The 7,622-nt window shown below is 63.0% G+C and carries 2 protein-coding genes and 1 pseudogene; 1 reads left to right on the forward strand and 2 read right to left on the reverse strand.

What is annotated here, in order from left to right:
- Positions 1-82: 82 nt before the first annotated feature.
- Positions 83-1,216 carry a tyrosine-type recombinase/integrase gene (locus BJF92_RS00775; RefSeq protein WP_075632871.1) on the forward strand — a complete coding sequence of 378 codons (1,134 nt, stop codon included), beginning with the start codon at positions 83-85 and terminating at the stop codon, positions 1,214-1,216.
- A gap of 74 nt (positions 1,217-1,290) precedes the next feature.
- Here BJF92_RS00775 and BJF92_RS00780 read toward each other — a convergent pair.
- Positions 1,291-2,457: pseudogene (locus BJF92_RS00780) on the reverse strand (IS3 family transposase).
- A 439-nt stretch (positions 2,458-2,896) separates the two neighbouring features.
- Positions 2,897-7,543, reverse strand: a complete 4,647-nt coding sequence (locus BJF92_RS00790; protein WP_075632873.1) for a hypothetical protein — start codon at positions 7,541-7,543, stop codon at positions 2,897-2,899.
- Between the last annotated feature and the right edge of the window lie 79 nt (positions 7,544-7,622).

Below are 7,622 nucleotides of genomic sequence, written 5' to 3' on the forward strand. Positions count from 1 at the left end.
TATGCACATGCCGACCCATTCAGGCTTGATGGCTAACAACTGATAAGGGATACTTATCGGACGCTTCTCTCATTATGAAGAAATGAGCCAAATCATTGCGCAAAACATCGAAAATCACGTCGAGGAGGCCTCAGCGCCGTCTCTTAGCACAGCAGTTTCCGGTGGTGTTTCCGCGCCGCCGCTGTCGGGCGGCAGCGCCCTCCCCTCCCCCGCCGGCGGGGAGCACTCTGCGACCCACCTTACCAGTCTTGCAGATCGCGCCCGCGGCTATGTCGAGGCGGCCAGCTCGGCCAATACCCGCAAGGCCTACGCCTCCGACTGGAAGCATTTTTCCGCCTGGTGCCGCCGTTCTGGCCTTTCTCCCCTCCCCCCGCATCCGCAGACGGTCGGGCTCTACATCACCGCCTGCGCGTCCGGCTCGGTGGGAACGACCGCCAAGGCAAATTCGGTCTCGACGATCGAGCGCCGCCTGGCATCTCTCTCCTGGAACTACGCCCAGCGGGGTCTCAGCCTCGATCGCAAGGACCGGCATATCGCCATCGTCATGGCCGGCATCCGCAAGAGCCATGCCCGTCCGGCTGCGCAGAAGGAGGCAGTGCTGGCGGAAGACATCATCGCCATGATCGAAACGCTCGACCGCGGTACGCTGCTGGGCCTGCGCGATCGCGCCATGCTGCTGATTGGCTATGCCGGCGGCCTCAGGCGCTCGGAGATTGTCGGTCTCGATCTGAAGGCAGAGCAGACGGAAGACGGCCGCGGCTGGATCGAGATCCTGGACAAGGGCATGCTCGTCACCCTGCGCGGCAAGACGGGATGGCGCGAGGTGGAGATTGGCCGTGGATCATCGGATGCCACTTGCCCGGTCGCGGCCATCGAAACGTGGATCACGTTCGCCCGTCTCGCCCACGGCCCTCTCTTCCGTAGGGTCAGTGGTCAGGGCAAGGCCATCGGGTCGGAACGATTAAACGACAAGGAGGTGGCGCGGCTGGTAAAGCGGACGGCGATGGCGGCTGGCATTCGCGGTGATCTCAGCGAGATCGAGCGGGCCTTCAGGTTCTCCGGCCACTCGCTGCGCGCAGGCCTCGCCTCGTCGGCGGAGGTCGACGAGCGCTATGTGCAGAAACATCTGGGGCATGCATCGGCTGCGATGACGCGGCGCTATCAGAGGCGCAGAGATCGCTTCCGCGTGAATCTGACGAAGGCTGCAGGGCTTTAGCTCATTATCCTGTGCGAAATTCCTTTTCGGACAAGGCAGCCTGAATAGCCCCGCGTTTCGTAGACACCCTCGGGTCACGTTTTCTGCTGCCTTTCGAACTCAACGGGCGACAGCATCCCGTTCCTGACGTGTTTGCGTTTCGGGTTATAGAACATCTCGATGTAATCGAACACATCCTGCCGGGCTTCGTCCCTTGAGCGGTAGACCTTTCGACGTATCCGCTCTCGCTTCAGTAGATTGAAGAAGCTCTCGGCCACCGCATTGTCATGGCAGTTGCCGCGTCTGCTCATCCCCTGCCCGGCAGGCGATATGAAGTATCGCCGATAGGGGAGTGAACCAGATTGTGGTGCCTGAGGAACGAGGCCCAGTTCATGCTGGTGAACTGTGAACCCTGGTCCGAGTGGATCAGCACCTTATCCTTCGGTTTGCGTCGCCAAACCGCCATAAGCAGGGCCTGCAATACGACGTCGGTGGTTTGGCGGCTTTGCATCGCCCAGCCGATGACACGACGGGAATAGAGATCAATGACGACGGCGAGATAGGCGAAGCCCTCACAGGTCCGGATGTAGGTGATGTCCATGACCCAGGCCGTGTCTGGAGCTGCGACGTCGAACTGCCGGTCGAGCGCATTATCTACGACGACGGAAGGCCTGCCGCCGTAGATGCCGGGACGGCGTTTGTAGCCTATCTGCGCCTTGATCCCGGCAATGCGTGTCAGGCGTGCGAACCGGTTCGGGCAGCACATCTCGCCTTGGTCGAGAAGATCGTCGTGCAGCTTTCGATAGCCGTAGACCTTACCGCTCTCTTCCCATGCCTTCAGGAGCAGATCGGTCTGTCGCTTGTCCTCGCTGGCCCGCCTGCTCAGCGGGTTCTTCAACCAGGCATAAAACCCACTCGGGTGAACCCGCAGAAGGCGGCACATCGTCCGCACAGAAAACTGCAGGCGATGCAGGGCAATGAACGCTCAACTATCACTTTGCATCCCTGGCGAAATACGCGGCCGCTTTTTTTAGGATGTCGCGCTCCTCAATGACGCGAGCCAATTCCTTCTTTAGCCGCCTGATCTCCTCGGTCTCGTCATTGCCCTTGGCGTTCGACGCCGCGAACTTCTTCTTCCATTCATATAGGGAATGCTGGCTTACGCCGAGGCGCTGCGAAACCTCCGCAACCGGATAGCCTCGCTCCGTGATCTGACGAACAGCGTCGCGCTTAAACTCTTCGGTGAAATTCGATTTGCTCATGATGCTCTTCCTGCCTCAAAATGAGGAAAGAAGGCGTCTACAAATCTCGGGGCTATTCACCTTTCAGCCGGAGCTGTGATCCGAGACCAAATTCAAACTGACGTGATAGGCCGCCGCGTGGCCTCGATCTTCGATCCGTTCGGCCACATTTGGACGCTCATAGAGCGTAAGACCAAGGGCATCTCACTCGCAGCCTAAGTCAGCCGCAATTGTTGGCGCGAAGCGGAAGACAGCCTTCGGCCCTAAGCGGACTTCCCCGAACGAAACCTTGAAGGCAGCTTTGCGCCCCAATCTAGGACGCTCCGGGGGAACCCAGCTCCGGACAAAAGCTGCCGTCCCGTCGGCAATCAGGCGGTGCGCTGCCCCGCGCATGGAAGCGTCAGTGAGGGCGTGTCGATGAAGGCCGGCATTATCGGTCGCGGGTTGGTCCAATGCGCGTTTAATGAGGCGACTGCGGATCCGCGAGGTGCTCGCCATCCGAAACGTCGTCGCTGCGCCATCGCGACATGTTGGTCGTCGTCGGGTTTCGCGTGGTGACAGTTCGCCAGCGCGCCGTCACAAGTGGCGGCAATTGTTCTCCCTTCGAGAGACGAGCCAAACCGGCGTCGGTGAGTTCAACGCGCTGACCATCGGCCCAGCGCATCTCGCGACCATGCTGCATCTCCTGAGGCCAACCATCGCGCCAGGAAGCGGTCTGGACCATGAGGACGTCATTATCGTCGCTGAAGGCCAGGGGATCGCTCTCGCTCTGCCGCCAACCCAGCCGCGTGGCGATCACCGGGTTGAAGATCAGCACCTCCGAGCGCTCGCCGATGCCCGACACACGCAGATTGAGGGTCAGCGCTGAAATCGCATGGCTATCCTGAAACAGAGTGATCGTGCCGTCCGCCCAGAGCGCTCTGGGCATCTGGTTAACCGCCACCTCGAAGTCGACGTCGTCGTCGAGTCCGACGCCACGCGTGGACAACATGTCTTCGCGAAAAAGCGAGCTCAGTTCGTAAAAGGTGTAACGACACCATTCGCCGACCACACGCTCGCCGCCCGCTGATCGCCGCAGGTCCACTCCATTGAGCCAGTCATCGGCGCGGCTGCTCCATGTGTTGCTGGGCAAGGTCGGCCATGTCGCGTCGGTCGGTCGGGCGAGCGGCGCGTCGCGTGGTGGCAAGACGGGGCCGCCATCGAGGCGATGGAGCAGGAGCTCGAATTGAGCCTGTGACAATCGATCCGCCCTCCAGAAATCACCGATGACGACCCGAAGCGCCCGTACCGCCACGACGATATGTGGTCGGGCGAAGGGTAGCAGCAGGCCAAGGGGTCTGAGCCTGTGCTCGAGGTCCTTTGTCGCCTTCGCGCCAAATCTTGCTGATCCGCCCCAGCCATTTATTAGCCGGGCGACGCTGTGGCGGATGTTGGCTGTCGGCACGCTCGCATAGCGGGACAACATGTCGATGCAGCTCTCGAATCCCTCGGTCCATGCGCCGGGATCATCGATCACGGGCGCGAGGGAGCCGGCGTAACGCAAGCTGCGATCGGTTCGATCGAGGGGCGGCAACTCGAGTATATAGATCGCTGGCAGACCAACATCGGGAATGAGCGCCGCGCCACCCCAGGCATGACTGAGGCTCTCGGCGAGCGCCGCGATGCACCCATCCTCGTGCGCGGCGAGGGGAATCAGTGCGTCGCGAAAGGCGTCGGCGACCGGCTGATTGTCGCAGGCCTCGAACAACAGGCGAAGACCCAGCAACGCATCGCGGCTATCGCCGTCGAGCAGGCGCGCGCAGGCGCGCCGGAAGATCTCCAGGTCGCCTGCTCGGACGAGCGCGAGCAACCCGTCGCCCGCCTGTTCGCGCGGATCCGACGCGCCGAACCGCGCCGCGTCGAGGAACAGGCGAGCGATAAGGTCAAGATCGTCCCGCGCTTGGTCGGGATTGCGCGGGATCGCGGCGACCTTTTGGAATTCCACATAACCTTGAAGCTGCTCCGCGAGCCGGTCCCACATCGCCGGCCAATCGACCTGCTCGAATAGCAGCGGAAAAATCTCATCCACGCTCCACAGAGCCGAACCGGTGCCATGGCCGCCAACGGCCAGATCCCGCAGGAAGTCATTGCGTGCTTGCTGGTGCGCGTCATTCAGGCCGAGCAGATGCCGCGCTTGGTGATGACGAAGCAACTTGCTGTCGGCCCAGCCGCCCCAGCCTTGGCAGTCCTTGGCGCCGTCGAGCAGCAATGTCTCGGCGAAGGCGCGATCGCCGGCCGCCAAGGCCGCCCGCGCCAGCGCGTCGCGCACCGGACGGTCGCCGACCAATTGTTTGTGGCGCGCCGCGAATGATCTAGCCTCGGCCCAAGGTTTGGCGCGCAGAATGCGCCCGATGCGCTTACCGAGCGTCGTGTTGACGAAGGTACCATAGTGCGTGTTGGTCCGCGCATCGCGACGGGCGCGATCGGCGGCCACCGCCTGTTCGACTTCCTCCCACGAGTTCAGGTCGAAATAGTCAGGCAAGCCGTCGTCATCGTCATCGGTCGGGGCGACCCACTCAGTTAGGTGTCGCGCCGCTTCGTGCGCGGCTGAATTCTCGACGCCGCGATCGGCGAGCGCGTCGCGAAAGGCGCACACCAAGGCTGTCCGTTTCGAGGGCATGGCATCGCGCGCCAGGCCATCGACGATGACCCGCTCGATCGCGGACAAATCCTCATCGGGCGCCAATGCGGCGACATCGTGGAGAAATTGCCCGAACCGCGTCACGCTATTATAAGCCTCGTCATAATAAGGCAGGCACAGCGCCGTCCACGTCACCGCCAGCGGCAGCGCCAGATCGTGTCGCCGCCGCAGAATACCGCGCGTGACAGCGTCGACCAGCGCCGGCCACCGCCATGGGCCGGCGGATGCCACAGCCCAATCATAGGCGTCCCACGCCGGTGTCGGACCGCTGGCGATCGCCTCGACAAGCACCGACTTGGCGATGCGCGAGGCCTGATCATTGGCGTGCGTCTCCTCGACGCCGGCGACCTGTCGGAGCATGGTGAAAGCGCGATCAGCCGCGCCGGCGGGATCCGCGCGATTGGCGGCGGTCAGCAGGCCTTCCCAGGCGTGATACTGACCGTCCTTCTTGGCGGCGAGATAAGAGCCCAATGACTTTTCGCGCATCTCGCCGAGGAGCGCGCGCGCGCGATCGCGAAAGCCGATCGCGCCATAAGCGATGGTCAGTTCGGCTAGTTGGTCGATGACATCCTGGGGTGATCGCGCGTCGTTAAAGGCGGACTGGGCTCGCTCCAGCCGCGCGACGGCGGCGACCGCGTCACCATCGGCGGCGAACATGGTCTCGGCGAAGCGGCCATGAATATAGGCGTTGTCGCGAAAGCTGCAGATTTGCAGTTGCAGGCAAGCGTCGAAGGCGGCCGCGAACTCAGGCGCCACGCTGGGCACGGTGCCGACCAAGTCACAGATCGCGTTGAACAGCGGCTTGTCGATCCGCCGCACCCTGTAGCCGAGCAGGACGTCGTCGAGACGTGTCGCGACAGCGCCGGCGAGGAACGTCAGCGCCCCCTTGAGCGTCGAGGTCACCTCGGCTGCGTCGACCAAGCCTCCCGCCTTGATTCCGCCAATCGTTTTGCCGAGGCGAATGATCTGGTTCTGCGCGCCGCGGAACAGAAACTCGCTCGGCGCTGCCGGGTGGATTTCCTCCTGGCCCAGCCGCGCCGCCAGCGACGCATAATCGTACAGCCGATCAACGGCATCGGCCACCTCCTCGCATTTGTGCTCGAGGTTGGTGAGATCGGGAACTCGCGCCCGAGCGAAGAAGCGCTTGGCGCGGTCGACATCGTCGGCGGCGAGCGCCAGCCGCGCGGCGTGCAAATGCCAGGACTCGTGGAGCGCCTCGCCCTCGGAACGCGTCTTATAATCGGCGAGGTACCGCAGTGCCTCCGCCGCCTGACCGGCGAGCATTCGGGCTTGGGCGCCGTCGAGCAGCAGGATAGCGAGTTCGGCGTTTGACGATGCCCCGAAGCGCGTCGCCGTTTCGGTCACGTCGCGATCAGGGCCGTGCCGCAGTGTCGCCCGCGCGAGCGCGAAGCGCAGCTTGGCGAGATACTCGCCTCTGGTCGTGTTCGAGTACACGTCCTTGTCGCTCGCCTCTTTCCCGGCAGGCATTCGGATGCGCCGCTCGATCTGCTCGTCGTCGAGCAGGATCACGGCGAGGTCGGTCCAGGTCGCAACGGCGTCGGCGCCATCCTCGCCAACGCCGTCGTCAAACCACTTCCAGGGACTCTTGCGATCGAACAGCCGCCGCGCGCGCTCGGGGAGATCGGCGTCGAGCAACGCGTTGATAACGTGCCATTCGTCGCCAACCACATGATGCGATTCAAGCTGACCTTCCGCCAAGTCGAGCGCGCCGGCGGCGATTTGCGCCTCGAGCAGTTGCTGGGCGGTGCCGAGTGCATCCTGGCGTCGCCAGATCTCATCCTTGGCGAGCATCAGATCGAACAAGGTCTCGGGCGCCGGCGTGGGCCCGATGCAGCGGAAGGCGTCCTCGATATCCTTGGCCACATCGAGGCTCCGGCGCCCATCGATAAACTGGCCGACGAAGTAGCGGCGGCTGGCCAAGGCGGCCGCCTGATCCCGATCACCGGCGAGGAAGCAGTAGCGAAAAGCCAGGAAACGTTGATCGCTGCCACTCGGCGCGACCTTGGCGAGCGACGCGAGCTCGCGATAGATCGTCTCTTCCGCGAGGGCGGGATCAGGCTTGCCGTAGAGCTCGATCGCCTGTTGGCGCAGGAAGAGACGAAAGCTGTTGTGGAACACACGCCACGCATCACCCGCGTAATCGATCAGATGATGCGCCATCCTGAAGGCTTGGTCGACGGCCTGACTGGACAGCCACCGCGCGAGAAGTGTCGGTTCGATACGTCCCTCGACAAAGCCGAGGACGAACAGCATCTTGGCGACGTCCGCGCCAGCCGCGCGGGCCTCTCGCCAGGCCTTGCCGTAGATCTTCTCGAGATCGCCATCATATTCGAAGCCGCCGGCAAGCAAGGCGTCGCGTTGCGCCGGCGAGGCGAGCCGTAGCTTGTCCAGCAGATAATGGGTCACTAGGCTCAGGACTCATAAATCACAACCAAAAGATAACGGTTGCAGCGATGCATATGCTTGAGAAGAAGGTATGCGCGCA

Origin of the sequence: Xaviernesmea rhizosphaerae, assembly GCF_001938945.1 — a bacterium.
In the GTDB taxonomy this organism is placed as follows: Bacteria; Pseudomonadota; Alphaproteobacteria; order Rhizobiales; family Rhizobiaceae; genus Xaviernesmea; species Xaviernesmea rhizosphaerae.

Coding starts and splice junctions, on each gene's coding strand:
- BJF92_RS00775 (WP_075632871.1), top strand. CDS start 83: ATGAGCCAAATCATTGCGCAAAACATCGAAAATCACGTCGAGGAGGCC.